Origin of the sequence: Burkholderia sp. Ac-20353, from assembly GCF_017104785.1 — a bacterium.
Taxonomy (GTDB): domain Bacteria; phylum Pseudomonadota; class Gammaproteobacteria; order Burkholderiales; family Burkholderiaceae; genus Burkholderia.
In genome coordinates this window covers 1-1,400 of the sequence record NZ_JAAGPL010000484.1, presented here as the reverse complement: position 1 = coordinate 1,400, position 1,400 = coordinate 1, and the positions used below count along the sequence as shown (strand labels likewise).

The 1,400-nt window shown below is 66.4% G+C and carries 2 protein-coding genes; both read right to left on the bottom strand.

From position 1 onward, the window contains the following. Positions 1-22 precede the first annotated feature (22 nt). Positions 23-937: a glyoxalase gene (locus G3N94_RS41470; protein WP_205799927.1), complete on the bottom strand. Its 915-nt coding sequence runs from the start codon at positions 935-937 to the stop codon at positions 23-25. A 40-nt stretch (positions 938-977) separates the two neighbouring features. Continuing rightward, positions 978-1,400, bottom strand: a 423-nt coding sequence (locus G3N94_RS41465; protein WP_205799926.1) for a DoxX family protein, incomplete at its 5' end; no start/stop codon positions are given.

The window sequence follows — 1,400 nt, the reverse complement described above, 5'->3', positions numbered from 1 at the left end:
GCAAGGATCGTGTCCTCGGATTTCATTTCGACGCGCTCGCGTGGATCTCGGCGATATAGCCGCCCGGGAACTGAACGATCGCGGCATCGCGCCCGTCCGACGTGAACGGCGGCACGAGCACGGCCACGCCCGCGGCCTGCGCCTTCTGCAGCGTGTCCGCGAGATTCGGCACGTCATACCCGGTCATTTCCCGCCCGAACGGATAGGGCAGATGGCCGTCCGTCGCGATCACCGTCATCTTGCCGAAGCCCGATTCGATACGCGTGCGGCGATAGGTGTCGTTCGGCCGGCCGATCTCGACGCCCGACGCATGGCGCACGTCGGACACGACCTTGCCGTGCGAGAACGCGACGAAGTTGCGGATCAGCATGTCCGCGCGCTCCGGCGACACGTACACGCGATTCTCGGGCACGCGCTGCAGTGCGTCGTAATGCGGCGCCTCGGTATGCCAGTAGAGCTGCATGTTCACGCCACCCGGCCAGGACACGACCACATCGCGGCCGATCGGATCGGGAAACGTGTCGACGATCACGTCGGCGCCGTGCGCGCGCGCCGACTTCACGGCGGCATCCATGTCGGTCACGAGGTAGCCCGTGCGCTCCGCACCGAACGGATAGGGCACCGGCGTCTTGAAACCGAACACGGAGATCGTGCCCGACGGCGTGAACACGAGCTGCGACATCGTCTGGCTCGGCGTCGGCGTGACCTGGAATACGCCCTGCTTCGACTTGCTGCCGCCGAACGTCGCGACGAAGCTGTCGGTGAAGCGATCGAAGTCTTCCGGCGCGACGTACACGTGCGTCGTGTCGTACTGCGGGCCGACGGCGATCGACGGCGTCGCCACAGTCGTGGCCGGCATCTTCGCGAACGACGCGGGCGCGGCGACGAAGCCGCCCGCGATCGTCGCGGCGAGCAGGATTGAGCGAATGGTTTTCATGGTGAGATTACGTGGTTGTTTCATCGTGCTGTCAGTTCAATCAGGCGCGGCAGTCGCCGGCCGGATGTTTCGCATCGCCAAGCATGGTCGCAAGCACGAGCGCTGCGATCAGTCCGAGATGCTCGAAAAAGCTGTTGAGCGCCATGAAGCGCGCGACGCCGCTCTGGTTCCAGAAATCGTTCGCGACCAGCATCGCGACGACCGTCAGCATCCCGAGGCTGCCGGCACCGAGCCACGTAAAGCGGCCCAGCACCACGCACAGCGAGCCGGCGATCTCGACCGCAACCGCCAGCGCTGCCCACAGCGCGGCCGGATGCAGGCCGAAATGCGCCTGCTCCGCGATCGCGTCGTCGAAGTTCAGCGCCTTGCCGACCCCGCCGATCAGGTACGCGGACACCAGCGCGAGACGCGCGAGCGGCAGCACCCACGGCTGCGCAAGCAGCGCGCGGATCCAGGCGGGATT